At 58.7% G+C, this 24,687-nt stretch carries 27 protein-coding genes and 3 pseudogenes; 20 read left to right on the top strand and 10 right to left on the bottom strand.

Going from position 1 to position 24,687, the window contains the following annotated elements; genetic code table 11:
* Positions 1-24: 24 nt before the first annotated feature.
* Positions 25-1,362 (top strand): MFS transporter, encoded by a 1,338-nt coding sequence (locus tag AS189_RS13155; RefSeq protein WP_062289757.1) that lies wholly within the window; start codon positions 25-27, stop codon positions 1,360-1,362.
* A 488-nt stretch (positions 1,363-1,850) separates the two neighbouring features.
* Here the strand turns inward: AS189_RS13155 and AS189_RS20825 are convergent.
* The 4 genes and pseudogenes from AS189_RS20825 to AS189_RS13150 form a co-directional block, all read right to left on the bottom strand.
* A pseudogene (locus AS189_RS20825) lies at positions 1,851-2,247 on the bottom strand (IS30 family transposase); the annotation flags it as partial.
* A 368-nt stretch (positions 2,248-2,615) separates the two neighbouring features.
* A pseudogene (locus AS189_RS21295) lies at positions 2,616-3,010 on the bottom strand (ATP-binding protein).
* Positions 2,935-3,213 carry a hypothetical protein gene (locus AS189_RS21025; RefSeq protein ID WP_272946727.1) on the bottom strand — a complete coding sequence of 93 codons (279 nt, stop codon included), beginning with the start codon at positions 3,211-3,213 and terminating at the stop codon, positions 2,935-2,937. Before AS189_RS21025 ends, AS189_RS21295 begins: the two are co-directional and overlap by 76 nt.
* 80 nt (positions 3,214-3,293) lie before the next feature.
* Positions 3,294-3,827: a flavin reductase family protein gene (locus tag AS189_RS13150; protein ID WP_129587274.1), complete on the bottom strand. Its 534-nt coding sequence runs from the start codon at positions 3,825-3,827 to the stop codon at positions 3,294-3,296.
* Positions 3,828-4,264: 437 nt separating this feature from the next.
* On the opposite strand from AS189_RS13150, the gene AS189_RS13145 reads away from it, so the two are divergent.
* The 8 genes and pseudogenes from AS189_RS13145 to AS189_RS13120 all read left to right on the top strand — a co-directional run bounded on the left by AS189_RS13145 (position 4,265) and on the right by AS189_RS13120 (position 9,302).
* Positions 4,265-4,840: a Dps family protein gene (locus tag AS189_RS13145; RefSeq protein WP_062289752.1), complete on the top strand. Its 576-nt coding sequence runs from the start codon at positions 4,265-4,267 to the stop codon at positions 4,838-4,840.
* Between the two features lie 253 nt (positions 4,841-5,093).
* Positions 5,094-5,459 carry a YtxH domain-containing protein gene (locus AS189_RS13140; protein WP_062289750.1) on the top strand — a complete coding sequence of 122 codons (366 nt, stop codon included), beginning with the start codon at positions 5,094-5,096 and terminating at the stop codon, positions 5,457-5,459.
* Positions 5,460-5,845: 386 nt separating this feature from the next.
* Positions 5,846-6,598 (top strand): annotated as a pseudogene (locus AS189_RS21140) (catalase); the annotation flags it as partial.
* Positions 6,599-6,601: 3 nt separating this feature from the next.
* Positions 6,602-7,204, top strand: a complete 603-nt coding sequence (locus AS189_RS21135) for a hypothetical protein (RefSeq protein WP_337589227.1) — start codon at positions 6,602-6,604, stop codon at positions 7,202-7,204.
* Positions 7,205-7,367: 163 nt separating this feature from the next.
* Positions 7,368-7,514 carry an alcohol dehydrogenase catalytic domain-containing protein gene (locus AS189_RS20530; protein ID WP_202814098.1) on the top strand — a complete coding sequence of 49 codons (147 nt, stop codon included), beginning with the start codon at positions 7,368-7,370 and terminating at the stop codon, positions 7,512-7,514.
* Between the two features lie 3 nt (positions 7,515-7,517).
* Positions 7,518-7,646 carry an alcohol dehydrogenase catalytic domain-containing protein gene (locus tag AS189_RS21290; protein ID WP_202814097.1) on the top strand — a complete coding sequence of 43 codons (129 nt, stop codon included), beginning with the start codon at positions 7,518-7,520 and terminating at the stop codon, positions 7,644-7,646.
* Positions 7,647-7,693: 47 nt separating this feature from the next.
* Positions 7,694-8,137: a hypothetical protein gene (locus tag AS189_RS20520; protein ID WP_062289742.1), complete on the top strand. Its 444-nt coding sequence runs from the start codon at positions 7,694-7,696 to the stop codon at positions 8,135-8,137.
* A gap of 187 nt (positions 8,138-8,324) precedes the next feature.
* Positions 8,325-9,302: a DNA topoisomerase IB gene (locus AS189_RS13120; protein WP_062289739.1), complete on the top strand. Its 978-nt coding sequence runs from the start codon at positions 8,325-8,327 to the stop codon at positions 9,300-9,302.
* Between the two features lie 47 nt (positions 9,303-9,349).
* On the opposite strand, the gene AS189_RS13115 is transcribed toward AS189_RS13120, so the two are convergent.
* On the bottom strand, positions 9,350-9,571 hold the full coding sequence (locus AS189_RS13115; protein ID WP_062289736.1) for a hypothetical protein: 222 nt from the start codon (positions 9,569-9,571) through the stop codon (positions 9,350-9,352).
* 200 nt (positions 9,572-9,771) lie between these two features.
* Positions 9,772-10,023, bottom strand: a complete 252-nt coding sequence (locus AS189_RS13110; protein WP_062289733.1) for a hypothetical protein — start codon at positions 10,021-10,023, stop codon at positions 9,772-9,774.
* A 244-nt stretch (positions 10,024-10,267) separates the two neighbouring features.
* On the opposite strand from AS189_RS13110, the gene AS189_RS13105 reads away from it, so the two are divergent.
* The 3 genes from AS189_RS13105 to AS189_RS13095 all read left to right on the top strand — a co-directional run bounded on the left by AS189_RS13105 (position 10,268) and on the right by AS189_RS13095 (position 12,456).
* Complete coding sequence (locus tag AS189_RS13105; RefSeq protein ID WP_062289730.1) at positions 10,268-10,537, top strand: DUF4235 domain-containing protein; 270 nt, start codon at positions 10,268-10,270, stop codon at positions 10,535-10,537.
* Positions 10,538-11,670: 1,133 nt separating this feature from the next.
* Positions 11,671-12,144, top strand: coding sequence for a hypothetical protein (locus tag AS189_RS20820; RefSeq protein WP_237759845.1), 474 nt, complete (start codon positions 11,671-11,673; stop codon positions 12,142-12,144).
* A gap of 87 nt (positions 12,145-12,231) precedes the next feature.
* Positions 12,232-12,456 carry a CsbD family protein gene (locus AS189_RS13095; protein ID WP_062289727.1) on the top strand — a complete coding sequence of 75 codons (225 nt, stop codon included), beginning with the start codon at positions 12,232-12,234 and terminating at the stop codon, positions 12,454-12,456.
* A gap of 362 nt (positions 12,457-12,818) precedes the next feature.
* On the opposite strand, the gene AS189_RS19995 is transcribed toward AS189_RS13095, so the two are convergent.
* Positions 12,819-12,992, bottom strand: coding sequence for a hypothetical protein (locus AS189_RS19995; RefSeq protein ID WP_160320837.1), 174 nt, complete (start codon positions 12,990-12,992; stop codon positions 12,819-12,821).
* Positions 12,993-13,180: 188 nt separating this feature from the next.
* On the opposite strand from AS189_RS19995, the gene AS189_RS20275 reads away from it, so the two are divergent.
* The 4 genes from AS189_RS20275 (at position 13,181) to AS189_RS21285 (ending at position 14,934) form a co-directional block, all read left to right on the top strand.
* On the top strand, positions 13,181-13,327 hold the full coding sequence (locus AS189_RS20275; RefSeq protein ID WP_160320836.1) for a hypothetical protein: 147 nt from the start codon (positions 13,181-13,183) through the stop codon (positions 13,325-13,327).
* 20 nt (positions 13,328-13,347) lie between these two features.
* Positions 13,348-14,151 (top strand): FUSC family protein, encoded by an 804-nt coding sequence (locus AS189_RS13090; protein ID WP_129587272.1) that lies wholly within the window; start codon positions 13,348-13,350, stop codon positions 14,149-14,151.
* A gap of 204 nt (positions 14,152-14,355) precedes the next feature.
* Entirely contained in the window at positions 14,356-14,613 is a 258-nt protein-coding gene (locus tag AS189_RS13085; protein ID WP_129587271.1) for a site-specific integrase, read from the top strand.
* A gap of 120 nt (positions 14,614-14,733) precedes the next feature.
* Positions 14,734-14,934: a tyrosine-type recombinase/integrase gene (locus AS189_RS21285; RefSeq protein ID WP_082634292.1), complete on the top strand. Its 201-nt coding sequence runs from the start codon at positions 14,734-14,736 to the stop codon at positions 14,932-14,934.
* Positions 14,935-15,478: 544 nt separating this feature from the next.
* Here AS189_RS21285 and AS189_RS13080 read toward each other — a convergent pair.
* Positions 15,479-16,768 (bottom strand): helix-turn-helix domain-containing protein, encoded by a 1,290-nt coding sequence (locus tag AS189_RS13080; protein ID WP_160320835.1) that lies wholly within the window; start codon positions 16,766-16,768, stop codon positions 15,479-15,481.
* Positions 16,769-16,974: 206 nt separating this feature from the next.
* Between AS189_RS13080 and AS189_RS13075 the strand changes: the two genes are divergently transcribed.
* The 3 genes from AS189_RS13075 to AS189_RS13065 are packed head-to-tail and all read left to right on the top strand — an operon-like array spanning position 16,975 to position 21,534.
* A complete protein-coding gene (locus AS189_RS13075; RefSeq protein ID WP_062289715.1) occupies positions 16,975-18,534 on the top strand; it encodes an FAD-binding oxidoreductase in 1,560 nt (519 codons plus the stop codon).
* Positions 18,535-18,564: 30 nt separating this feature from the next.
* Positions 18,565-20,022: a carotenoid oxygenase family protein gene (locus tag AS189_RS13070; protein WP_062289712.1), complete on the top strand. Its 1,458-nt coding sequence runs from the start codon at positions 18,565-18,567 to the stop codon at positions 20,020-20,022.
* Positions 20,023-20,049: 27 nt separating this feature from the next.
* Positions 20,050-21,534 (top strand): aldehyde dehydrogenase family protein, encoded by a 1,485-nt coding sequence (locus AS189_RS13065; protein ID WP_082634291.1) that lies wholly within the window; start codon positions 20,050-20,052, stop codon positions 21,532-21,534.
* A 596-nt stretch (positions 21,535-22,130) separates the two neighbouring features.
* Here AS189_RS13065 and AS189_RS13060 read toward each other — a convergent pair.
* Positions 22,131-22,709, bottom strand: coding sequence for a TetR/AcrR family transcriptional regulator (locus tag AS189_RS13060; protein WP_062289709.1), 579 nt, complete (start codon positions 22,707-22,709; stop codon positions 22,131-22,133).
* A gap of 459 nt (positions 22,710-23,168) precedes the next feature.
* On the opposite strand from AS189_RS13060, the gene AS189_RS13050 reads away from it, so the two are divergent.
* Positions 23,169-24,269 carry an NAD(P)-dependent alcohol dehydrogenase gene (locus AS189_RS13050; protein WP_062289706.1) on the top strand — a complete coding sequence of 367 codons (1,101 nt, stop codon included), beginning with the start codon at positions 23,169-23,171 and terminating at the stop codon, positions 24,267-24,269.
* A gap of 224 nt (positions 24,270-24,493) precedes the next feature.
* Here the strand turns inward: AS189_RS13050 and AS189_RS13045 are convergent, their stop codons facing one another.
* Positions 24,494-24,673: a hypothetical protein gene (locus tag AS189_RS13045; RefSeq protein ID WP_062289703.1), complete on the bottom strand. Its 180-nt coding sequence runs from the start codon at positions 24,671-24,673 to the stop codon at positions 24,494-24,496.
* Between the last annotated feature and the right edge of the window lie 14 nt (positions 24,674-24,687).

Below are 24,687 nucleotides of genomic sequence, written 5' to 3'. Positions count from 1 at the left end.
ATAAATACACACTTTGGAGTTCTAGTGACCTACCCCATTGACGAGATCGATGTCCCACAGCCGCCAACACAGCAAACAAAGCGGCCCGGAGCAAAGCTGGCCATGGCCTCTAGCTACATCGGATCTTCGCTAGAGATGTACGATTTCCTGCTTTATGGCACGGCCGCAGCTCTCGTCTTTCCGCAATTGTTCTTCAGCGGCGTGGATCATGGGGTTGGCATTGCGCTGTCCTTTGTCACTCTGGCCGCTGGTTATGTGGCACGGCCGATTGGTGGAGTCATCTTCGGTCATTTCGGCGACCGTTTGGGGCGCAAGAAGATGCTCATCATCACGATGGTCATCATGGGTTTTGTGTCAATTGCCGTTGGATTGTTGCCAACGGCGGCGCAGATTGGTATCTGGGCGCCCATAGCGTTGGTAACTCTGCGCGTCATTCAGGGAATCGCCATGGGCGGGGAGTGGGCAGGGGCGACCCTCATGTCCATGGAACACTCCAGTCCCAAGCGGAAGGGATTCGGCGCATCAATTGCTGTTTCCGGAGGTCCCTCGGGAGCCGTGTTGGCAACCTTGGTGCTTGGTGCCTTCGCAGCCCTGCCGGAAGAGGACTTCCTGGCGTGGGGCTGGCGGGTGCCTTTCCTGCTCTCCATTGTCTTGCTCGTTGTGGGGCTGTTCCTACGCGCCAAGGTAACGGAATCACCGGACTTTGAGAAGGCCCAGGCAGCGGCAGCGGCTAACAAAAACGAGGGGCGAACTGCAGCTCCACTGCTTCAGGTTCTTCGGCGCTACCCGAAGGAAGTGGGACTGTCCGTGGTTGGTGGGCTCGCGCCCTTGTTCATGCAGTCACTCTTGGCAACCTTCGCACTGAGCCTGGCAGTTGCCTCCGGTCACACGCGCTCAGATGCGCTCCTCATGCTCACCATTGCCAACGCTATCCACATCTTCACCATCCCGGCCACGGCACTGCTCTCCGATAAGATCGGCCGCCGACCCGTCATGATTACCGGCGCCATCCTTGGCGTCATCGGCATCTGGCCCATGTTTGCTTTGATTCAAAACGGTTCCACGGGCCTGATGCTGCTTGGTTTTATTATTGGCAACCCGCTCATCCAGGCACTCATGTATGGCCCGATGGGTGCATGGATGGGTGAAATGTTTAGCACAAAAACCCGTTACACCGGGCTGTCCCTGTCGTACCAGATGGCCACGACGCTGGGTGCCGGATTCGCGCCGTTGATTGCGACGGGTCTGATGGCAGCAGGGAGCGGCTCAACGACCTTGTTGGCGGTATTCTTCTGTGGCCTGTGCGTTGTGAGTGCCATTGCCTTCATCATCGCCAAGGACCGCAAAGCCGTCGAGAGCTAGTTACTCTAGGACCATTTATGGGGATTCCCCTGGTGCAAGCCAAATGCTGAGGCCCCTGCTGACAGGGGCCTCAGCATTTGGTTTTCCGGCAAGATCCGCCAAAACCCCTCGTTTCCCACAGCGTAGGATTTGGGGCGCGGCTAGCGTTGGTAAGCGCTGATTGAAGTCTGAGCTGATCGACTTCACTTGCGGTGGTGCGATCTTGGAGTGGGTCAATCGTCTAGTGTCACGTTCTCCTCAGACACGGACGCTAGATTGCGGCTCGATCCGTTGTCGGCGCTGTCTTCTTGAAGGTCAGACCTCGACGCCACTATTTTTGAGGTGGAAGACTTGTGTGTCCATCTGTGGGACATGGTCGGGGCAGTCGTTATCAACGGCAGCTTAAGTTGAAAGCTAGAACGCTCCGTTTGTCGAGCACGTTTGACCTGTTGCCTCATCTAAAATGCTAGCGACAGCTTGAATTCTCGGGGTGGTTGCAACACTGAGGGTTAGTTCGGTAGTAGTAAATCACGTAGGCGCTTGGCTGGTGTACTCCAGCCGAGGCTTTTGCGTGGGCGGTCGTTGAGTTCGTTCGCGACGTACTCGAGGACCTCGGCGCTGTAGCTGGTCAGGCCGGTGCTATTGGGAAAGTATGAACGTAGGAGGCCCACTGGTATTCTCGTTGGTTCCGTGTTGCCAGGGGCTGGCGGGGTCGCAGAAGTAGACCTCCATCTCCGTGGCGAGGCTGAAGGCTTTGTGTTTGGCCATTTCGGCGCCTTGGTCCCAGGTTAGGGAACCTCGTAGGGGTGCTGGCAGGGTGGACATGGTTTTGATGAGTCTGTCACGAATGGATTCGGCGGTGTGGTCGCTGGGTAGGTGTACGAGCATGACGTAGCGGGCGGTGCGTGCCCGACAGCTGCTGACCGGTGGTGGTCGTGAACCGTGTTTACAGGGGGTTTTCGTGTTTAAGTGTTGACACGCTGTTGGGGTTAGCGGCCAGAATGTGTGTATGGCCCGGGCATGTCAGTGGCTTCTCCCGCCCCATCCTTGTTGGATTCCGTTGCTGTCTTCGGGGCTGAAGGCTGTGTCGTAGAAGGCTGGTCCTATGGACTCCTCGATTTCCATCCTTTGCTTTGTTTCGGGTTGCCCATGCTGAGGGTTCACGGACTTCCAGGGGTCTTGTGGAGAGTTGTTTTTGGTCAAGTTAAAGTAGGCCATTTCAGCGCCACGAATTAGGCCACTGTGGCTCGTTTTTGGTCCGTTTCAGCTGTTGCCTATTTCATGAGGGCGTTGTTGACTCTGTAGGACTCGCCGCGGAACTGTAAGAGCCGCCCGTGGTGCATTAGTCGGTCGATGATGGCCGCGGCCATGTTGTCGTCGCCTAACACGGTTCCCCAGCAGGAAAACTCGAGGTTGATGGTGACGATGAGGCTGCGTTTTTCATACCCGTTCGCGATGACCTGGAACAGCAGCCGGGCGCCCTCGGTAGCGATCGGCAGGTATCCCAGTTCGTCGATCGCCAGAAGCTGGTTTTGGCCAGAGAGGCTAGTTCCTTATCTAGGCGGTCTTCGTCCTTGGCGCGGAGCCGCATCATCACCAGGGCAGAGGTCGTGAAGAACCTGGCCGGGATGCCCTGGCGGCAGACGGCAGCCACCAAGGCGGATGCCATGTGGGTCTTGCCCGTTCCAGCATCACCGTAAAGGACGAGGTCTTGGCCCGGTTGATGAAGTCTAGGGATTCGAGTGATTCTCGGCCGTAGTCTTCGACGAATCTGACACTGCTGTAGTCGAATCCCGTGAGTGTCTTCATGGCCGGGAGCCGGGCAAATAGTTCCCACTGCGCATCGGAGAGCAGGGCATAACGAGAGTTCACTTGAGAATCATCTAAAAAAGCCGAAACCGCCATTAGGAGACGCACCCTAGCTCCCTCATACCCCAGATCTTGGATGCACCTCAGGCATGGTGTCCAGCCTGCAAACCGCGGATCTGGGAAAAATACAAAGGGGCCTCATCAGCGTCACTATGGACTTCTGTCGGAGTGAGAACGAAGCCGACATGGTCGCCGAGATCGACCCGGTCAAGCACGTCAGCGAGCATTCGTCGCCGACAGTCGGCGAGCACTGGCACCCCACCGGACTCGGCAAACCAATTGCACGCCGCGAACTTGTCGATGTCGTCCCCGGTTTCCCCTCCGAACAACTCCGCGAGCCCACGCTGGCCCGAACCCACCACATGCACGCCCATAGTCTGGGCGCCGGACGCCAGCAGGTAAGTGTGGTTTTTTTTGGAGATTAGCACTAGGAGTCGTGGCGGATCGATGCTGCACTGCGTGACGAACCCGACCAGGCACCCTGAGCGCGACGACGGACCAGAATCCGTTTCCGATCCCACGGTGACGATGAACATCGGATAGTCGAGACCCTCAACGAATCCATCCAAGTCAGTATCCGGAGCCATCGTTTCTCCTGTCAGTACTGCAATTTCCACGCCCCACCCTGTGGCCGAAAATTAGTTCTTTTCTTAGCTATGAGGGGGGGTTACTCTAATTCGGTCTCCGCCTCATGGTCTCTAGCTACTGGCCCGGCTGCAGAATAGTCACCTTCGGTGTATTGATCTGTTTCTGAGTTGGTGGTTTCGGGACTGTTCGCGCTGCCTGCCCGCTCCGCTGACTCTTTGGGCTCGCTGTTTCCAGTCACTTCCTTGCATTTCTCGCGACGAGTGCGTCAGCGTAGGCCCGTTCCAAGTCTATCGACGGGCGTCCACTGACACAACAGAAAACCCCGCGGGCATCTTGACATGATTCCGCGGGCAGATACCCCGTGCATTAATTACGAGTCAACGCGAGGGATGGTAATCCGGTGGTGCACTCGTTACGGTGGAAAACAGGCGGTCGATGAAGATTGACCGCTTCGAGAGGAGTTCCAATGGTTTCCAAGAAAACTTCCACTGCAAGATTTACGGTTCCTGGCTTGACACTGAAGGACGGGCACCGGGTTGCAACTATCCTGCAGGCTAGGTTGCACGCCTTGAACGATCTGCAACTCACGCTGAAGCACGCTCACTGGAATGTGGTGGGACGCGACTTTATCGGGGTCCATGAAATGCTGGATCCTCAAATTGAATTGGTTCGGGCCATGATTGATGAAACGGCCGAACGCATTGCCACCCTCGGTATCTCCCCGAACGGGCTACCCGGAGCTTTGGTCGAAGAACGCTCCTGGAACGACTACTCCATAGGACGTGCCTCGACCATTGAGCATTTGGCGGCCTTGGACATTGTGTACGACGGAGTCGTCTCCAGCCACAGGGAAGCCATCACCTCCACCGGTGAGCTTGATCCCATCACTGAAGATATGTTGATCGGCCAAACTGCGAAGCTGGAACTTTTTCAGTGGTTCATGCGGGCACATTTAGAAAACAGTGAGGGCAACTTGAGTCACGACTCTGCCTCGAGTGAAAAGACGTCGGCTTCAACCGCGAAGAAGAAGAAGAAGAAGTAGACGCAACAAAAATCATCCACAGTAGACAAGCAACGTTTCCCAAGGAGGAATCATCGGCTGGATCGGTGACTTGCTTCTCGGCAACGAAGACATGAGATTCTGGAACCTCGGTTCTTGGATTCTGGCTATCGTGGGTGGCTTGGTAGTGGCTGGTTTTTATGGCGCTATTGCGGGCCGCTCCAACAGCAATGCTTGATTGTTCTGACCGGGATGGCAGAAACCCGGCACGTCACTATAGAAGGGGAGCCTTTCGATGAAGGGAAAACTTGGATTCGTTGCCGGTGTAGCCGTTGGCTACGTGCTCGGTACACGGGCCGGAAGAAAAAGTTACGAGTCGCTGAAATCACGAGTGAGTTCTTTGTGGCACACCGACCCGGTGCAGGAGGCTGTGGCCAATGTGGAGAATGAACTGAAGGATGTTGCCGGTGGCATGGTCGAAAAAGCCAAGGCCACCGTCGGCAGCCATCTCCCTGCAAGTTTTAGTAATCGCCCGGAACCCGTTTCGGGCTCTGAGGCCGGAGACGTCGTCACAGATCCGGCCCTTAACGACAACTTGGGTCAAGACTGGACCGACGAAGGGGGCGCCACCCCCAGCGGACCGGCTACTTCTTCCAACTGACAGCTGCTGACACGCAACCCCGAGAGCGCTAAGCTCCAACCCGTCATTTGCTTGAAGCGGCTTTCCTGACTGCTGGAGCTGCAGGCAGGATGCCGCGGGCTGAGACGTTCGGTAGGACCAGAGATTGCTTCGAGGGAAGTAGCGATCCCGCGAAGCATATCGATCGACAGGTGAACCTCCCGAAAAGGGCTCTGACGCCCCACTGTGGTGCGGTCTTCACTGGGGGCATCCACTCTCCGTAAAGCGGTTAACAGCAGCAGGAGGACTCAGGAATATTCCTAGTCATCCCAACCCCAAGTGCGCCTTCCTCGGAACCGCCGACGTTCGAAGAGCCGACGGAGCCACGCAAGCCGCTGCCGTCCAAACATGACCAGCATGGACCCGAAATGGTGTCGCCAACAGGTAGCCCCACCGGTGAACCTGCTAGATCCAGAAGCCAGGGAGGGGACTACCTCACCACGGCCCAGGTAGCCAGACTTACGGATACCGACCATTCTCACAAAGCCGGTCGGCGCGGTCCTACGCTGTTGCAGGATCACCATCTGCGTGAAACGATCACCCACTTTGATCATGAGCGAATCCCGGAACGGGTAGTCCATGCCCTGGGGCCGGTGCCCACGGGTTCTTTCAGTCGTATGGGACCGGTAGGATTTACCCGCGCCGGATTCCTTGCCACGGATGTTGAAACGCCGGTGTTTGTGCGCTTTTCCACTGTGGTGGGCTCGCGCGGATCGGCAGACGCCGTCCGGGACACCCGCGGTTTTACCGTGTAGTTCTACACCGATGAGGGAACCTTCGATCTGATGGGAAACAACATCCCGGTCTTCTTTATTCAGGATGCCAGCAAGTTCCCCGACATGGTCCACGCGGCCAAGCCCCACCCGGGCCGGGAAATTCCGCAGGCGCAAAGCGTGCACGACACCTTTTGGGACTTCGTCTCCTTGCACACTGAGGCCCAGACACACACCCTGTGGTTCATGGCGGACCGCGGCATACCTCGTTCTTTCCGCATGATGGAGGGCTTCGGGGTTCACACTTTCCGACTCATCAACCATCAGGGGAAGTCTCTGACCAAATTTCGCTGGAAGCCTGCCCAGGGTGCGCATTCCCCCGTGTGGGAGGAGCCCCAAATTCTCAACGGCATGGATCCTGACTGCCACCGCCGTGATCGTGCAGATGCCATCGAATCTGGCAAATGCTATGAACAATCCATCCGCGAACGGCAACTGGCTGCCCTGTCCAATATCGACGGGGAGCTGTGCCAGCTGGTCGCGGCGGAACTGGGCTTGGCCGTCCCGGCCGCCACCGAGCCACCAACCGAGCGGGCCCCCAGCCCCGCTGTATCCCAACTAGGACGAAGTTGGCCGGTCGCCGGGAGGGTCATTGGCATCGTCGCCGGTGCTGGCAGGGATCCCGAGCAGGTTTTGCAGGCCCGTGACGCAATCACAGCTGCTGGCATGCTGGCCCTGATCGTGGCCCCGGTCGGTGGGAAACTTGCCGGCACCGATCAGCCGGTCCAAAGGACGTACGCAACTGCCCGCTCGGTCGAGTTCGACGCCGTCGTGCTCGCCACCTCCGATGACGGAGGAGTAGGCCCGGATCCGCGGGTGGTGGTACTGGCCGAAGAGGCTTTCCGCCATGCCAAGGCCATCGGCGGTTGGGGCGGTGCAGGCACCGTGCTTGAGGCTGCGGGCGTGGATGCTCCAGCGCCAGGAGTATGCACGGATAGCCGGCGGAAGTGGTAGAGGGCCTCGGCCAGCTGCTAGCAAACCACCGGGTGTGGGACAGGTTCGCGCCTAAGCAGTAGGTGCCGGACCACTAAGGTCGTGGCGGTGAGCCATAGACCGCCGCGGTGGGCAAGGAAGGTTAATTATCACCAAAGCAATTGTTTTCAAGGACGATGACAAGTTGGCAGTTGAAGAGGTCCAAGACCCAACAATCCAGGGGCCGCTTGATGCCATCATCCGTGTCACCACAGCCAATATCTGTGGATCGGACCTCCACCCCTCCGCGGGCCGGACATCTGTGGACGCCGGAATGGTGTTGGGGCAGTAGAACATGGGGATCGTGGAAGCCGTGGGGAATGGGGTTGAGAGGATCTCGATGGGGGACAGGGTGTCAGTCCACTTCAACCTTGCGTGCGGCACGTGCAGGAACTGTAATAACGGTTTCACCTCGGCCTATTAGCGGGCGAACCCCTCAGCCAACCAGGTGCCGGGTACGGTTACCCGGCGATGGGCCCGTACTGGGGCGGGCCCGGTGGGACTGATGCCCGCCCAAATAGGGGCGACCCCATCGACTTCGCCGAGACCGGCGCCGTCGAAGCTGTCATGGCGGCCACCAACCGGTTCGGCGCCGACTGCGGTGTTGAGGCCGTCGGCTACCAAGCCCACGACAGCACTGGGAAGGAGCATCCGGAGATGGTGCTTGACAATCTGGTGGCGTCAGTTCGCTCCACCGGACACATCGGGGTGGTCGGCGTTTACATGCCCGAAGACCCCGGCTCGGCGACTAATGGGGCAAAGGAAGGAAGAATCGGATTCAACACCGGGCTGGCCTTCACCAAAGGCATTAGCCTCATGGGTGGGCAGTGCCCGGTCAAGAAGTACAACAGGGAACTACGTGATTTGATCATTCGCTGTCACGCGCCGGCCCCAAACATACACGCCGGCAGCTAGAGGGTGGGCGTTCCGCTTCCGTCCTGCGGGCTGATGCGGGTGTAAGGCGTCACGGGGTTTTGGAAGGTGCACTGATCGTGACTCAGGCCCCATTCCATTCTCTGAAGTATGTTCGGTGCCATCGGGTCCTTGACGCGGCGCATTTGGCTGGCAATATTCGAGGGGGAGGAATTTCTAAGGGGGGACCATGGCGCAGCAGTTGCATCGGGTGGAACCTGGCTCAGCCGGGATCACACGGAAGAGAGCCGGGCGCGGGTTCAGCTACGTGGGACCGAGCGGACGGCGAATCCGTTCCCATACTCGGTTAGAGCAGATTGCGGCATTGGCTATTCCTCCGGCGTGGACCAGCGTGTGGATTGCCGCTGGCCCACAGGCACACATTCAGGCGACAGGTATTGATGCTGCCGGGCGCACTCAGTACATCTATCATTCGCGATGGCGTGAACTGCGTGAAAACGAGAAATTCATTCGGTCTTTGGCCTTTGCCCAGAGTCTTCCCACCGTGCGCCGGGCCGTCACGAGGGATCTAAAGCAACGTCAAGATCTGCGACGCAGCGCGCTTGCTGCTGCCGTTCGCATTATCGACAGGGGAGGGCTGCGGGTTGGCGGTGCCGCCTATGCCGAGGATAACGGGTCCTTCGGCGCCACAACTTTGCAGCGGCGGCACCTGAGCGTCGAAGGAACCACCATCCACCTGGTCTTCCGTGGAAAGTCCGCCGGGCACTGGGATGTTCACTTCACCGATGGCCTGTTGGTCGACTTCCTGACTACTGTGCCGACGACGCCGCGCAAAGCCCCGGCACTGTGCCACCCCAGGATGTCAGGGAGGCGAAAAACATGGCAGGCAATTTCGGACTCAGAGGTCAATGCGTATCTGGGCGAGATCGCCGGAGGCGCCTTCACTGCCAAGGACTTCCGCACATGGCAGGGAAACGTGGCGGCTGCGCTTTCCCTCGCCCGGTCCGCGCGCGCCGGGGAAACATCCCCGACGGCGGTCACCACAGCCATTCTCGACGCTTCACAGTGGCTCCACAACACCCCCACCATTGCCAAAGACTCTTACGTCAATCCGCGCGTCTTAGCCATGTTTGAACAGGGGAGGGTTGCTGTGCTCAATCGCCAGCCTGACAGTGCGGTCTTGGCACTGTTGACAAAGGGCGAATAAAAGCACCAAATGTAGCTGCCAACCACTATCAAGAATGGCCGGAAAGCTCAGCCGGCATCAAACGATTGGCCGCTATCCTCCTTGCCTTGCTCGCTGCCGGCGGGGCGGGTACTTCCCGACCCGTCAGGAATATCGTTGGGATCCTTCGCACCAGGGTGCCCGGCGGAGCTGTGTTCTTGCTCCCCGAGTTCTTGCTCATGGGGATGATCCTGTGTTGGTTTCAACGATGCGGGGTTCTTGGCACTGTCCTGATCATGGTGTGTTGGCATGTTCTACTCCTAGTGAGGGGCCGGCACTGCCAGCAGGGTTGTGTGTGTATCAGGCAGCGTTAGCTGCCGACGGCGGCGGGCAGGGATTTCGCTACCGACCGCGGCTTTGGTGACGAGGCCTGGTTAGAGGGCGTCGTCGGATGCGTCCGCGTCGGCATCGACCGTGGCAAGTTCGTCGCGGAACTGTTCGTCGGTTCCGCCTAGACGCCCCGCCCGGGCTCACCATCGCTACTTGCATCTTCGTTGTCAAAGAAGTTCTTCTCAGGGACCCCTAAACTTTTATCGTTAGTGGGGGATTGCGCGTCACTGTCCTGCCCTTGCAAGGTGGGATCCGGGGAGCCGGGGTTAGTATCGGCTCCTTCAGGCATTTCGTCTTCCGGGGTGGGGGATCCATAGCCGCCTTCGGCCGGAGTGCGTGCGTTTTCGGAGCTGGTGGCGTCGTTGCTGTTCATGGGGGTTCTCCTTCGATCACTGATGCGACGGATTTGTTTCCAAGGTGGCTTTGAAGTTGCGGGCCAGCTGGGGCCAAACGGCCGGGCCAGAGCTGGCAGGCTCGGAGGTGAGCCACGAAAGCCCCACTGCCTGGGGCCGTTTCTCTCACTCTAACCACAAGCGGTGGCTTGCGAAAGCCTGTGTTGTTCGGAACAGTACGTGGTGTAGGGAACCTGATCCAGTCGAGAAAATGGAGATCGTGCCATGAAATTCGTAATTAGGCTTTTGAGTATTGGTGCAAGCCTCGCCGCTGGTGCGGCAGCTCGCAAGGCATTGGAAGTGGGGTGGCGCAAGGGTACCGGGAACGCAGCTCCCAAGGAGGCCACCGATCTTCGGAACCCACTACCGGGTGTGTTGGTCTTTGCCCTGGTAACTGCCGTATCAGGTGCGCTCATCCGGGTGCTCACCCAACGCCTTGCTCAGAAAGCCACCTTGAAGCTGGAGCGCAGGGAGGGCTCTTCCCTCAGAAAGTGAGCGAGACCTGTTCGGTCGTGGACAGTGTCAGGATTGCCGCTTCGATGCCAAAGACGGTGGCCACAAGGTAAAGCTTGCGCGGACGCGGTCTTGGCCACGGACACCAAAATATTCATGCAGAAAGTAAGCACCAAAGTTGGGGAACCTCGCTGGTGCGGGCTCTCTGATGCTGGCAGATCCTCAATTTGGACACGTCGTTCTCCTTGACCGTTGACGCGCAGGGGGTTCGGCAACAGGCCCGTAGCGACAGCACTGCGGGAGGGGCGTACAAGGCTTTTCTAGAAAGAATGTTTAGAACTTCATGTTCCGGGTACAGAAAAGGTGTAAGTAAAAGCACGGTAAGGACACCCCTAGGAGGCCCTCATGACCCCGCAACTTCAGTACAAGGAGCACGCCGTGGATGCCACGTTGAAGAACCGCCAGCGGATTTTTACACCCTCGACCCGCACTGAAGGCCCCGGGTAAACACCCCGTGGCCCTCGTTCACAACATTGCCTTGTCACAGTTTGAGGCCTCCCTTTTGGGACAATTGGATGGCGACCTGCGATACAGCAAGCGTGGGGCCGAAATATGGGTACTCTACCTGCACTAATCCAAGATTCTCGAAGCTAAATTTGTGCCTCAGGACTTGATCAGGTTGGTCCTCGACGATGCAGGCAGGCACCATATCGCGTTCCATCCCTACTGTTTGGACGTACGGACCTTCGTGCGCGATCACCCTACCTATCTGCAGCTGGTGCCCCAGGAGTGGCGGGCCAGATTCCGGCTTCCGCTGGCCCAGCAGCCAAGCCAGGAAAACCGAGCCAGCCTATGAGCGATGGCTGGCTAAAGCGAACGTATCGAGACCAGACACGCCCCTCCCGGAGGCATAGCTTTTCCCGCCAGCCCTCGCTACAGTCGAAAGTGACAGATGAAGCAGACATCGGTCAGCGGAGCTCACGGAACAAGATTCCATGGAAACGCTCGAGAACCTTAGAAGTTGCCATTCGACGTCGTTCTTGCAGGTACTCGGCCAACCCTTCCATGGCCTGAAAACTAGCTCCCAAGCTTTGGGGACCAAGCCACAGCACTAAGCCAAGGCGGTTGGGCTCAGGGATTAATGACGGCAACACCCAGCGAATCAGGAGAATACGATGAATGAGAGTAACAGCGAGCCGGTGGAAATCTCGACGCGGATTCGTCCGGGCGAGTGGACCACGGAATCGCTCACAGAATTGGTGGGTTCCTATGAGCACAAGCTGGCGGAAATGGGTGCACCCGAGGCCGAGATAGAAACGTCGGTAGAAACCCCGGAGGACGGTTCGGCGAAAGTCAACGTTAGCTGGCGGCGTTCAGGAGTTCATACCTTCGCCATCACCGGTCAGGACCCTGTGGCGGAGGCGGAGAACTCGCGTGGCCACGGTGAGTCCATTCCACCCGGTGAGGCAACCAAGGACTCCCAAGGATTGGGCGCGGTATTTGGTGATGCTGAACGCTCGCCTATTGATGCCCCTCCCACCAGTCGGGCCCGGGCAGCGGAAGAACAGCAACCGGCGTCGGCCTTTGTTGCCTACACCGATGCCGATGGAAAGAGCTACCTGGAGGATGCAGGGCCCGCCAAGGAATGACAGCCGCGCCCAGCCCGCTGGGCTGTGGCGATGACGAACGGGCAGAGAAGCAGCTCTAGAACAGGCCACGACACAAGGAGAAATGAAATGGGTATCGCCGACAAGTTTGATGCAGCAAAGGACAAGGTTACCGGCAAGGTGAAGGAGGCCCTCGGCAAGGCCACACATGACCACTCCCAGGTGGCCGAAGGCAAGGTGGACCAAGCCAAGGGTGAAGCGAAGGATAAGATCGCAGACGCCAAGGCGCATCTGAAGGAGGACAGGGCAAACCTGCACACCGACGACACAGAGGGCGGCTCACGCGGTCTCTAAAGGCGCACTTCAGAGCGCCGAGGGAGTGTCGGTCCGGTGAGGGCCGACGCTCTCTCCGTGCGGTGCGTCGTAGGTTCATGCAAAGGTGAAAGATCCTTGGCGTATTGGTGGGTCCGACCTCTTTGTTCTGTGTCCGACAGCTTTGTAGGCTGAAACGGTTGAGCAGGCGACATCAGCAACTGACGGGGCCGTGATGGGATTCTCTAATGGGCTGGCGGCGTCTGCTGTCCCAACCTTCCAAGGCGGCCCACTGTGGGATCAGAGCGTCAGCGGGACCCGCGGGCGCACCCAAACTGATCAGCAGCTAGTGGCGGACCGGCAACAAGCTTCCACCGGACGCCCCGGACGCCCCGGACGCTGAATTAAACGCTCGTGAGTTCCAGACTGCTGGACATCGCGCCACAGCCCAGAATCAGCAGGAGGAATCGTTGCAGGGACCCCAGCACGCCGATGAGATCGACCCGGACGCCGACGGCCCGCGCCGCCGCGCTTCGTGGTCCAGACTGGAGGACGACAATGCCTAGCCAAGCTGACATCAGCGTACTCATGCGGAAAGCAAGTAGGGCTGCAGGGGCCACCAACGTAGCAGGGGCTCCTAATTCCCGGAAACAAAGTGCTCGGTGGCTTGAAAATTTAGATCAAGTCGACGGTCACCGGCCAGCGACTCCTCCTTGCCGCCAAGGCTGCCTTGGCGGTGGGCGTGGCTTGGTTTCTGGGACTTCATATGCCCGGAACCGCCGACGACTATCCTTATTACGCCCCGCTGGGGGCACTCGTGAGCATGTCTGCGACCTTTATGGGATCAGTCCGGGTCGGATTTCAGACGCTCATTGGATTGACGCTGGGCATCCTGCTCGCTGTCGGGGTTTGATGTTGGGTACCCCGAACATCGTGACAATCTCCCTTGCCGTGGGGGTGGGTGTATTGCTGGCCGGCCAGCCTCGTTTGGGAGCAGGCAAGGAATACGTGCCCGTGGCGACGCTCCTGGTGCTGATCATTGGCGGCAGCAACGCCGATGCCTTTTCATCAGGATATGCGCTCCAAATGGGGCTCGGCGTCGTGGTGGGTTTGGTCATCAATGTCACCATTTTCCCGCCATTGACGCTAGATGATGCCCGACTTCATATTTCACGCGGGCGCCAGGTTCTTATTAGCCAACTCGAAGACATGGCCAAGGCACTCAACGAACAATGGCCGCCAAAACATGAGGACTGGGCCGGCCGTCATGATGTGATGGCTTCTTCCGTCAACGAGATCCGCAGTGCCGTCCATGAAGCCCGCGAGAGCCACAAGGCCAATCCTCGAGCCTTTCGCCGTTCCCGTCACCGTCAAGTGCGGGAGAGTCGGGGCGACTTGGAGGTATTGGAGAACGTCACAATTTACATTCGTGACATCACCGAGGTTCTCTCAGGATCTATCTGGCACGGGCCCCTGGAGCTCCATCTCACGGCAGATCTGAGCGAACCCGTCAGCAATTGCCTTCAAAGTCTTGCCGAGCTAGTGAGGGCGTGGGAGGAGGGAAGAATTGATGTCGAGTCGTTCGACGGCGCTAGCGATGCCCTGGGCCGACTCACCACTGTGCTCGCTAGCGCCAATGGTAAGGGCTCCTTCGCGCTGAATCCAGGAGCCGCCGTCGCACTGGATGTGCAGCGGATCCTCATGGTGATGAGGCACAGAATACTTGACGATGACTAAAGCTGACCTCTCTGGCTCCTCTAGTGCCGACGGTGGCCAGGGGCACCGGAAATTATCGGGCGTAAGAGGCGAACTTTTCGATCGCCGCGGGGGTGACTGGTGTGAAGAGATTGACGAGGTTGCCATCGGGGGCGCGGAACAGCAAAGAGCTGTGGCCGCAGCGCGGGTAGAAGCAGCTCAGGCCGAAGAAGAAGGGCCGTGGTCATGAGCCACATCTCCCCAGAACTGCAAGCATTTTTCACCAGTTACCTCGTCGGGCAAAGGGACGCCAGCCCCCACACCATCAGCTCATACCGTGACACGTGGAAGCTGCGCTTGACCTACGTTCAGGAGCAAGCCGGAATCACGCCCACGGCCGTGGATTTCACGAACCTGCCTTCCAAAACCATCACAGCAATCCTTCAGCACCTCGAACAGGACCGAGGCAATTCCCCAGCAACTAGGAACTCCCGCCTTGCCTGAATTCACGCGTTCTTCCGCTACAGCGCCTAGCGGCACCCTGAACATGCTGACTTGATCGCGCACGTGTTGGCCATCGCGCCCAAGAACACCAGCACCCCAGACATCAACTACCTCAACTAGATTGAGCTCAAGGCTCTGCTTGCCGCACCCAACACAACCACATGGAGCGGGCGACGCGACCAGCTGATCATGCTGACGATGGTCACAACCGGGCTAAGAGTCTCTGAACTGGTGGCGCCGAGGTGGGCAGACATCCCACTGCATCCTCCGTCGTATTTGAACTGCCATGGCAAAGGACGCAAGGATCGCAGCACCCCATGAGCACAGATGCCATCAATCAACGATTGGTAGTTCACAGTAGAGCGGCTGCACGCACCTGGCCGTCATTGGGCAACTAGACAGTCACAACCCGCGTCTACCTTCATGCCGACATGGCGATCAAACAACGAGCACTCGACCGCACCGCGCCACTACAAACAACACCCGGACGCTACAAGCCCACCGACCAGCTCCTGGCGTTCCTGCGAAACCTCTAAAATTATGCCGAACTTTTCGGGGCCAACCCGGTCCTGACCAGCACCGTTAGGAAAACATCGGCCTAATCCGAACATCGGGATAACCTGCCGGATTCGCCCGGGCTGCTTCATAGTTGCCCGGACTGGCGCGGCGCCTCGCTAATTCCCTTTATTTATTCCATTTATTTACAGGGGCTTAAGACACTTTCCCTTTCTGCTGTCCTGTCGTCAACGCCGTGGCCGCAGGGCTGGGCGCTTAGGCGCTAACGGACAGCTAACGTTATCCAGAAAATTCGAAACCGCCTGGAATCGTTTCCCCGAAGAGCGCAGTTGGGCAGCAATACAATCCGTCATTGGGGAAACTCCCGTGCTTCCATCAGATATGGGAAAGCGTGTGCCAGTTCCAAGGCAACTAGCGTGGGCACTTGGTTCTCATTAATGGGCCGGTCAAGGAGCTCCACAGCACGTTTGACCCGGTAGGCCACGGTGTTGGTGGCCAGGTGCAGGGCCTGGGCTGCCGCGAGGCGGCTGCTGCCAGCCGACAGGAAATGCCGTAAGGTGTCGCGGATGTCAGCCAGCTTTTGGTCCGGGCCTAGCAGTCCGGCGAGTTGAACCTGGACGAACCTGGCAGCTCCCTGTGGATCGGCAATAAGCAATGCCAACATGCCGGCCTCGTTGTAGTCCCAGAACTCTAGTCGTGGCGAAAGCTGGGCGACCCGGGCAGCCTGCTGAGCCTCAAAGTGGCTTTCGCGTAAGCCTGCCAGTCCGGAGCCGGGACGCCCGGCCGCGAGCTGGATCCAGTCGGGGAGGGGCACCGCACGCAGTACGTTGATCGACGAAGGGTCCGGGCGGGTGTTGAAAGTCCACCAGAAAATCGTCGTACCCTGATGCTCAATTGTCAGGACACCGGCCGCGCCCAGCGCGTGCGCAGCGTCGGCCCCGAAATGTTGGCGTAGGGCATCGCGGTCCGGGACGTGCCCGCTGCTTGTGGACCTGGCCACGGCGATTAGATGGTGCCTGCGCAGGCGTAGTCCAAGGATACGTTCGGCTTCTTCGCCGGGCTCCTCACCGTCGAGAATGGCTGTGAGAACCCGCAGCCGTTCCGCCGGGAGCCGACCGTGCCACAGTGATAGCTCATCCTCGTAACCACGCATCAGATCGCTCACATAGGAGTTCACATAGGAGAAAAGGGCGGCGTTCAGCTCGCGGACTTCAGCAACGATCCGATCGGGAGGAACATTTCGTTCAATGATCGCCAGTAGTGCATCCTGAACCCGGGTGTGGCAGGCCCAGACAGTGCGTAGAACACTGGCAATCGGGACTCCCTGCCGCACGGACAAGCGGACATTGTCTTGGGCGCCACGGGGTGCCAGAATGTCCGCCGCGGCCGTGCCACGATGCAGGCCGATCAGGGTAGTGAGCAGGCACGCTTCGCAGCCCTCCTGCTCTGTGCCGGTCATCATCCCGGGTGTTCCTGCAAGGTTGAATTCTTCATCCACCAGACGGACTATATGCGCAGCTGCCTCGGCCGCCCATGCCGTGGCTGCGACCCCGATTTCCGCCTCGGCGCTGGCGATAGTCGCCGGATCGGACGCCGGACGGGCCCCTGCACCAGTCGTCGTCGGGCGGAGACTTTCCATCCAGTTCATCACTGCTAAAAACCGCCTTTGGTCTTGTCCATCCGAAGCCAAGTATAGGGACACGCCGGAGACCTTGCTGCCGGACGCCATGAGGATCGACTTTTCTTGCCGTTCGGCACCAAGAACTATGCCTGTGTTTCAAACCACACTTGGAACAAGCGGTGTTCGGAGCTGAACACCCGTCAAGCAACGGAGCGTGACAGTACATGACAACCACCACTGACCTCAAAAACTCATCATCGGTCCTGACCCAGGCCATTGCGCGGATGACCGAAGCTCTAGGATCCGACGCCGTCCTGTTGGATGAGATCCAAGTCAAAGATTTTCACGACCCCTATGAGGGCGAGGACGCCCAAGAGTACCAGCCCTCCTTCGTGGTCCAGCCCTCCACTGTCGAAGAAATTCAAGCCGTGGTCCGGATCGCCAGCGAACTTCAAATCCAGCTCTGGACATCATCCACCGGACGCAACTACGGCTACGGTGGCTCGGCCCCCGTTGTCAACGGCTCCGTTGTCTTGAGCCTGCGCCGTATGAATAGGATCTTGGAAATCAACGAAGCCGCCGGCTATGCGCTGCTTGAGCCCGGGGTCAGCTTCTTTGACCTGTACAACGAGATCAAGGCCCGAGGACTGAAACTCTGGATTTCTGTGCCGGACCTTGGCTGGGGGAGTATCGTCGGCAACACTCTCGAGCACGGCTACGGTTACACAGTCAATGGTGACCACGCCAGTGCCGTGTGTGGCATGGAAGTGGTTTTGGCCTCCGGCGATGTGGTCCGCACCGGCCTGGGTGCGATGACCAATAGCCCCATGTGGCAACGGCACAAACGAGGTTTTGGTCCGTCCCTTGACAGCCTGTTTATGCAGTCTAATTTTGGCATCGTGTCCAAGATGGGTGTTTGGCTCATGCCCGAGCCCGAAGTGTTCGCCACCGGCTCGATCATTTGCCACAACGACGAGGACATCGCCCCGCTGATTGACGCGCTCCGCCCGCTGGTACTCGATGGCACCATTCAGGGGTTGCCGCTGATCACCAGCTCGCCGGAACCGGAGGATGGCCGTGCCAACCCCCTGCAGGACACAACCGGTATGTCGCAAAAGGCGAAGCTTTCTGCGACGTTGCCGCCGGGTCGCTGGAACGCCCGAATCTCTTTCTACGGCCACGAAGCACTCGTGGAGGCCCGTCGTGAAATCGTTCGCGCCGCCGTAGAACATCTGCCCAACGTCGCATTGGAACTGCGCTCCTACCGCGGCGACGTCCGTCCGGAGGAAGTCCACCCGCTGGACCTGGTCCCGGCCGGCATCCCCAACATGTTCCTGCTGGACATGATGAAAAAGCACATCGGCGAAAACGTGGGTCACATCGACTTCTCGCCCGCCATCCCGTTCGACGGCGAATCCGCAGCCAAACACGAGCTCATGGTGCGCACCATCCTGGAGGAGGCTGGCCTAGTGGCTGGTTTTGGCTGGATAGCCAACACTCGCAGCCTCGTGGGCGCCTGCATGGTCTTCTTCGACGTGAACGATCCTGCCGAAGCGGCCGCGGCCCACGCCGCCGTCGAACTTATGTGTGAAAAGGCGGCTCAGTGGGGCTGGAGTGAATACCGTGCGCATCCCTCGCTGATCGAGCATGTTGCGGAGAACTTCGACTTCAACGACCATGCCCTGTCAAGGCTCTACACGTCCCTCAAGGATGCGATGGATCCCACCGGAACTCTCTCCCCGGGCAACCACGGCATCTGGCACTCCGCCGGAAAAAACGCCTAAACCCCTAGAACTAGATCGAAAGGCATCACGATGTGGGCAACTGATAATAAATTTCTGAACGGTCCGTTCCAGCCATGGACGGAGGAGAGCGACGGCTTTGACCTTGAAGTCATCGGCAAGATCCCCGAGGACATCGCCGGAGCCTTGTTCCGAATTTCTGCCAACCCCAAGTTCCAGCCGCGCAACACTGACCGCTACCACTGGTGGGAAGGCGACGGCATGGTCGCCGCCGTCTACGTCCGGGAGGGTAAAGCCGCGTTCCGCACCCGCTGGGTGGAAACTGACTCGTTCAAGGTTGAGGTGGAGCAGGGAGAGGCCGTGTATTCCGGCTTCGTCAACGGAGGAACCCCTGGTGCACTGCCCGATGGTGCCCCTCGTGGGAAAAATGTTGCAAACACCAACGTGGGTATCTTCGATGACCACCTGCTGGTGTATTTCGAGGGTGGGCTGCCCAGCCAGATGAACCCGGACACACTTGAAACCTATGGCACGTGGGATTTCCACGGTGGCATTGACGTGTTGTGCACCGCACACTATAAGATCGACCCAGCGACCGGGGACATGCTCTTCTTCGCCGCCACCGGGCCCATCATCACTTGGTACCGGGCCGATGTGAAGACAGGCAAGATCATGGACTCCCACCGCTTCGAAGTCGGGGTGCCTGTGATGATGCACGACTTCGTAGTCAGCGAAAACTATGCCATCTTCTTCGTCTCGCCCAGTACATTGAGGATGGACCTCGTTGCGCAAGGCAGGCCCGGCGTCGTCTGGGACGAGAAGGCACTGCCGCACGGAACCCAGATCGTGATGATGGACCGCCGTACCCACGAGGTGAAGTGGTATGAGGCCAACGGCATGTTTGCCCCCACACACTTCTTCAACGCCTACGAAATCGGCGATGAAGTTGTCATCGATGTACACCGAATCTCCCGCCTAGGCAACCCGGCCGGCAGCAACACCCCGTTAAGCTCGCACGAGTGGTTCCCGCCCGCCATCCCCTGGCAGTGGAAGGTCAACACCCGCACTGGTAAGGTCTCGGACAAGATGGTCAGCGGCATTGCGGGGGAGTTCCCTAAAATTAACGACGCGTACGTTGGGCGAGCGCATCGTTATGGATACTTCGTCACCACTCGCGGCCTGAGCGAGGACACTATGACAGATGGTCTGGCCCGGCACGATTACCTGCTGGACTCCACCACAGTGGTGGAGGGTCCTGTCGGCCTGACCAACCCGAGCGAGCCGGTTTTCGTGGCCCGTCCGGATTCGAAAACGGAGGATGACGGCTATATCCTCTCGATCTGGTGGAACCGTGAGACGAGCCTGAGCGAGATGTTGATTCACGACGCCGCCGAGTTGCACCGAACTCCGCTGGCGCAGATCAAGCTCCCGGCCCGCATCCCCTTCGGCTTCCACGGCAGCTGGGCCGAGCAGGACGTGCTCGAAAAGAGCATCGCCACACTCGCCCTGGAACACTCCCCGCTCACTTAAACAGCAACAATTTTAGGAGTCACCACCATGACCGCATCACTCACAGACACCACGACGGCGGCTTCCGCCACCTTCGCTGGGCAGAGCACGCAACTGCAGTACATTGCCGGCGAATGGCGCGAAGGGCGCTCAGAAAAAGTCCTGACCGTCACTGATCCGTTCACAAATGAGCAGCTCACCACTATTCGCCAGGGTACCGTCCAGGACCTCGACGATGCCTACCGCGCCGCCGAGCAAACCCAGAAGGACTGGGCAGCACAAACCCCGGCAGCCCGTCAGCACGTCATGCTCCGCGCCGCCGCCATCATCGAGGAACGACGCGGGGAGATCATTGACTGGCTCGTCAAGGAATCCGGCAGTACTGTCATCAAGGCCAACGTGGAGGTATCCGCCGCAGCAGCTATCACCTTGGAGGCAGCATCCTTCCCTGGCCGCGTCTTTGGCCGCATTGTCGAATCCAACACACCAGGCAAGGAAAACCGCATCTACCGCCGCCCGCTCGGCGTCGTGGGTGTTATTAGCCCGTGGAACTTCCCGCTGCACCTCTCCCAGCGCTCGGTGGCCCCGGCACTTGCCTTGGGCAACGCCGTCGTCATCAAGCCTGCAAGTGACACTCCCGTGACCGGCGGGCTGATCCTGGCCCGCATCTTCGAGGAGGCCGGGCTGCCTGCGGGCGTCTTGAGCGTGGTGGTGGGGGCCGGATCCGAGATTGGCGACGACTTCGTCACCCACCCCGTTCCGGGCCTGATTTCCTTCACAGGTTCGACGCCGGTGGGCCAGAACGTGGGAAGGCTCGCCGTCGGTGGAGACTTCATCAAGCACGTCGCTTTGGAACTGGGCGGCAACAGCCCCCTCGTTGTCCTTGATGATGCCGATCTGGACGTTGCCGTACCAGCGGCAGTGCTGGGAAAGTTCCTGCACCAGGGACAAATCTGCATGGCCGTGAACCGGATTATTGTCCAAGCCCCGCTGTATGACGATTTTGTGCAGCGCTTCGTTGAGGCCGCCGGATCGATCCCCGTGGGCGACCCGTCCCAGCCGGATACTGTGGTTGGCCCGTTGATCAACGACAGCCAGCTCGCTGGAATTCTCAAGAAGATCGCCCTGGCCAAGAGCGAAGGGGCCAAAGTGGCTTTGGAAGGCTCCATCGACGGTCGCGTTGTTTCGCCGTTCGTGTTCACCGACGTCACTGCAGATATGGAGATCGCCCGCGAAGAAATCTTCGGGCCGCTCGTCGGCATCATTCGTGCCGAAGACGAGGCGCACGCCTTGGAGCTCGCCAACGCCAGCAACTTCGGGCTCAGCAGCGCCGTATTCACCAAAGACACCGAACGTGGTGTGCGCTTCGGTCTGGGCATCAAGGCCGGGATGACGCACATTAACGATATGCCAGTCAACGACGAAGCCCATGTACCCTTCGGCGGGGAGCGCAACTCCGGCCTCGGCCGTTTCAATGGTGACTGGGCCATCGACGAGTTCACCACCGACCACTGGATCGGCATCAAACAATAACGGGACCGGCACACGGCCTCCCCGGTTGGTGCCTGCGGCAACAGTGGGTGTGAAGCGTTCTGCGCTTCACACCCGCTTGTCTGATGTTCAACGCCTTGGTGGTGGAGTCTAGGTGATTCTTGAAGAATCCAGGTCAGGAACCATCCACAGTTCTTTTCTTTCATTCGGGTCTGTTCAGGTTTTGGTTGACAGTGTCAACACATTTCCCGCCGGACGCGCCCGGTTTGGCTTGTACTGGGCCTTACTGCCGCGGCGATCCGCTAGTTCCCTTTGCTTATGCCGGTTTGAATCAGTTTCGAATCCCACCTTGGGAAAACCCCTGTTTACAGGGGGTTTTCGTGTTTAAGTTTTGACAGCTGTTGACTGATTGTTCCCCGGAGGGTTCCTGTTGTGCGGCGTGCTGGTAGTCCAATGCCGATTTAGCTGCTTGTTCTTGGCGGCTCTTTATTGGGTGCGTCGGGGCGTTTTCCCCTTACGCCTAGTTCATGGTGCGGCAGAGGCTTGACGACGTGAGTGGGGGGCACTTCTCTTGGCGGGCGCTGTGCAAGCCCGTCGTCGGATCGAGACAATGGCCGGTAGTTTGCAGATCTGAAAATTTAGACGTCGGCCACAGCACATTGCGCCAGCAACTCACTGGTCCGCACGATTGAGGCACGCCGACGGGCGTCGTCCGGGGCCCCAGCGACGACAAGTTGGACGTTTGGTGTTGAGACCCAGGCGTGGCACAGGGTGACTATTGTCAAGAGGAGTTCTTCAGCCTCGCACCGTGACATTGTGGGTAGTGCCAGCTGAATTTCGGCCACTTTTTCCGATGCGCGGAGGGTTCGCTCTTCGGCGCCGATGGGGTAGCCCCATTCAAGACCTTCCCAAAAGGTGAGTCGAGACAGGCCGGGATGGCTTGTGGAGAAATCGAAGTAGCGCCCAGCGAAGTCTCCGATGGCCTCGGGTCCGGTGCCGATGACTGGCAAGTCATCTAGTGCTGTTGACAGCTGGCGAGTGAGGGCGCTCTCGAAGAGCTGGGCCTTGTTGACGAAGTAGAAGTAGATTCGTTCGCGATTGCAGCCGGAATTTTTCGAGATCTGCTGAATGCGCGCCCCGGAAAAACCTCTTTCGGAAAACTCCGTAATTGCTGCATCAAGGAGCTTAGCCTTGGTCGCCTCCGTATCCCATGCCATAGCTCAAGCATATCTCCAAACGTTCGTTTGGAACGAATGCGCCATACTCATGTAAAGTAATCTCCAACAGAACGGTTGGAGAATGCATGGAGCACGAAGGTAAGGCGCTGGCAGCGGATGAACTGGGCGCACAGGATCGAGAACAAGCGACTCTGGCATCCGTGCACGTCAGAGTCGTAATCACTTGGCTGGCTATCTTTCCATTGGCTGCCATCGGAATGACAACGCTTGCGGCGGTCGCACCAAATTGGCCGTCCGTGATGCGCGCCTTGGCATTGACTCTTGTTGTGGTTCCTATTTCTGTGTACTTCGTTGTACCCGCCCTCTTGCAGCTGCATGCCCGCTTGCGTACGTCTGTGGCTCGCGTCCAGGAGTTCCGCAGAGATAGTCGCATTCCAACCATTAGAAAACCGCGCCGAGGCGGACAGTTGTCCTGGCGATCAAAATAGGGAGAATTCAATGAAGGTAACGGCCGCTGTTGCGCGAGGGAACGCAGCACCATTTACGATTGAACAGCTTGAACTTGATGCGCTGAGGCCCAACGAAGTTCGGGTTCGACTCGTTGCAACTGGGATCTGCCATACGGATGTACTGGTCCGTGATGGTGTCTACCCGACACCGCTTCCTGCAGTTCTGGGGCATGAAGGGGCAGGTGTTGTCGAAGAAGTCGGTATCTCAGTAGTTTCGGTGGTGCCGGGGGATCACGTGGTGCTGGCCGCAGCATACTGTGGTTACTGCAAGAGCTGTCGCAGTGGGCACATGGCATATTGTGAAAACTTGATGGCAGCGGACTTTGCTGGACGGCGAGCAGACGGCGGAACGTCGCTTAGTAACGATGGGGAGGTCATCTCCTCCCACTTCTTTGGTCAGTCATCCTTTGCAACCTACGCAAACGTCGTTGAGGAATCAGTTGTCCGTGTTGCCAAAGATGTGCCGCTCGAGCACCTGGGCCCTTTGGGTTGTGGCATCAATACTGGAGCTGGCACGGTCCTCAATGAGCTCAAACCGGAAATAGGTTCCTCGCTGGTCGTGTTTGGTGCGGGCGCCGTCGGTTGCTCATCCATCATGGCGGCGAAAATTGCTGACTGTTCAATTATTGTTGCAGTCGATATCCACGATTCCCGCTTGGAACTCGCCCTTGAGCTGGGTGCAACCCACGTCATCAATTCCACAACGGACGACGTCGCTGCAAGGCTCCGTGAGATCACGGACAATGCTGGCGTCAATTACGTGGTGGATACCACCGGGTTACCCTCGCTCCTTCGTCAGGCAGCTGATGCTTTGGGCGTTCGAGGAACCCTCGCCCTTGTCGGCGCAGCCAAACCCGGCACCGAAGTTGCCTTCGAAATTGGCGCATCGCTTGTCAAAGGATGGACTTTCAAGACAGTGGTCCAGGGCAGCTCCGTACCGCAGGTCTTCATTCCTCGGCTGATCCAGCTCTGGCGAGAGGGACGATTCCCCTTCGAGAAGCTTATTGGCGACTACAAACTTGAGGACATTAACCAGGGGTTCGAAGACTCCAAGAGTGGCAAGACGATCAAGCCGGTCATAGTCTTCTGACGCAGTCTGGGTGGTGGGCTGCAGCGTACCCACCACCCAGTTTGCGCAGGGGTCCGCGTTGTTCAAATGAAGGTGTTAGAGGAGCCAAGTTCCCGCCCTTCTTTGAGCGCTCCAGTGACCAGCCAGGCACCAAATTCTCTCTAGATGTTTTCAGGAATCGTCAATAGTGCGCCCTTGGATCCATTGAAAGACCCCGGCATGGTGACTCGTCCGCGGCGCCGGAGTTAGTGACCTTTCTCCGGGAGGAGCGTTGCTTCCGCATCTAGGGCATCATCGACGACGATGAGGTAGTGGTCGCGGGTGTCTTTGTCTCGTTCGGCGACGATCTTCATCGCTAGAAGTGTTTCGCTGTCTGCCGCGTGGATGGTTAGTCCGTCAAGTTTTTCGAGGGTGACCCAGTTCATGGAAACAGGGGGCA

The sequence above is a fragment of the Arthrobacter alpinus genome (genome assembly GCF_001445575.1).
Classification (GTDB): Bacteria; Actinomycetota; Actinomycetes; order Actinomycetales; family Micrococcaceae; genus Specibacter; species Specibacter alpinus_C.
The sequence above is the reverse complement of the archived record's forward strand: the minus strand, read 5'-3'. Positions and strand labels throughout refer to the sequence as shown.

Coding starts and splice junctions, on each gene's coding strand:
- AS189_RS13145 (WP_062289752.1), top strand. CDS start 4,265: ATGGTTTCCAAGAAAACTTCCACTGCAAGATTTACGGTTCCTGGCTTG.
- AS189_RS13140 (WP_062289750.1), top strand. CDS start 5,094: ATGAAGGGAAAACTTGGATTCGTTGCCGGTGTAGCCGTTGGCTACGTG.
- AS189_RS21135 (WP_337589227.1), top strand. CDS start 6,602: ATGGATCCTGACTGCCACCGCCGTGATCGTGCAGATGCCATCGAATCT.
- AS189_RS21290 (WP_202814097.1), top strand. CDS start 7,518: ATGGGGATCGTGGAAGCCGTGGGGAATGGGGTTGAGAGGATCTCGATG.
- AS189_RS20520 (WP_062289742.1), top strand. CDS start 7,694: ATGGGCCCGTACTGGGGCGGGCCCGGTGGGACTGATGCCCGCCCAAAT.
- AS189_RS13120 (WP_062289739.1), top strand. CDS start 8,325: ATGGCGCAGCAGTTGCATCGGGTGGAACCTGGCTCAGCCGGGATCACA.
- AS189_RS13115 (WP_062289736.1), bottom strand. CDS start 9,571: ATGCCAACACACCATGATCAGGACAGTGCCAAGAACCCCGCATCGTTG.
- AS189_RS13110 (WP_062289733.1), bottom strand. CDS start 10,023: ATGAACAGCAACGACGCCACCAGCTCCGAAAACGCACGCACTCCGGCC.
- AS189_RS13105 (WP_062289730.1), top strand. CDS start 10,268: ATGAAATTCGTAATTAGGCTTTTGAGTATTGGTGCAAGCCTCGCCGCT.
- AS189_RS20820 (WP_237759845.1), top strand. CDS start 11,671: ATGAATGAGAGTAACAGCGAGCCGGTGGAAATCTCGACGCGGATTCGT.
- AS189_RS13095 (WP_062289727.1), top strand. CDS start 12,232: ATGGGTATCGCCGACAAGTTTGATGCAGCAAAGGACAAGGTTACCGGC.
- AS189_RS19995 (WP_160320837.1), bottom strand. CDS start 12,992: ATGTCAGCTTGGCTAGGCATTGTCGTCCTCCAGTCTGGACCACGAAGC.
- AS189_RS20275 (WP_160320836.1), top strand. CDS start 13,181: ATGCCCGGAACCGCCGACGACTATCCTTATTACGCCCCGCTGGGGGCA.
- AS189_RS13085 (WP_129587271.1), top strand. CDS start 14,356: ATGAGCCACATCTCCCCAGAACTGCAAGCATTTTTCACCAGTTACCTC.
- AS189_RS13080 (WP_160320835.1), bottom strand. CDS start 16,768: ATGGAAAGTCTCCGCCCGACGACGACTGGTGCAGGGGCCCGTCCGGCG.
- AS189_RS13075 (WP_062289715.1), top strand. CDS start 16,975: ATGACAACCACCACTGACCTCAAAAACTCATCATCGGTCCTGACCCAG.
- AS189_RS13070 (WP_062289712.1), top strand. CDS start 18,565: ATGTGGGCAACTGATAATAAATTTCTGAACGGTCCGTTCCAGCCATGG.
- AS189_RS13065 (WP_082634291.1), top strand. CDS start 20,050: ATGACCGCATCACTCACAGACACCACGACGGCGGCTTCCGCCACCTTC.
- AS189_RS13060 (WP_062289709.1), bottom strand. CDS start 22,709: ATGGCATGGGATACGGAGGCGACCAAGGCTAAGCTCCTTGATGCAGCA.
- AS189_RS13050 (WP_062289706.1), top strand. CDS start 23,169: ATGAAGGTAACGGCCGCTGTTGCGCGAGGGAACGCAGCACCATTTACG.
- AS189_RS13045 (WP_062289703.1), bottom strand. CDS start 24,673: ATGAACTGGGTCACCCTCGAAAAACTTGACGGACTAACCATCCACGCG.